This window comes from Pseudomonas persica, assembly GCF_900291015.1.
Classification (GTDB): domain Bacteria; phylum Pseudomonadota; class Gammaproteobacteria; order Pseudomonadales; family Pseudomonadaceae; genus Aquipseudomonas.
In genome coordinates this window covers 1-233 of record NZ_OLKL01000015.1, presented here as the reverse complement: position 1 = coordinate 233, position 233 = coordinate 1, and the positions used below count along the sequence as shown (strand labels likewise).

Here is a 233-nt window from a genome sequence, read left to right as displayed (position 1 = left end):
ATCCGGATGCGGTGCGGCATCAGCAGATGCTGGGACGCCAGCGGCAGCTCGGTGGCAATGGTGCCGGTGACGACATCTTCGCGGTTGGCGAACAAGTGGCCCAGCTTGAGCAAGCAGGCCGCCTGGATCTGGGCATTGATCACCATGCCATAGGCGATTGCGTCGGCCTGGTCGTAGGCGTCGGCCAGCACCTGCCGGGCATGCTCGAGCAGGCGGCAGCGTAGCGCATGGTC

Annotated in this window: 1 protein-coding gene; it reads right to left on the bottom strand. The window is 65.7% G+C overall.

Annotated features, from left to right (window positions below; genetic code table 11):
* Nucleotides 1-233: head-tail connector protein (locus tag FQ664_RS07750; RefSeq protein WP_144171346.1), on the bottom strand; the 233-nt coding region annotated here is incomplete at both ends.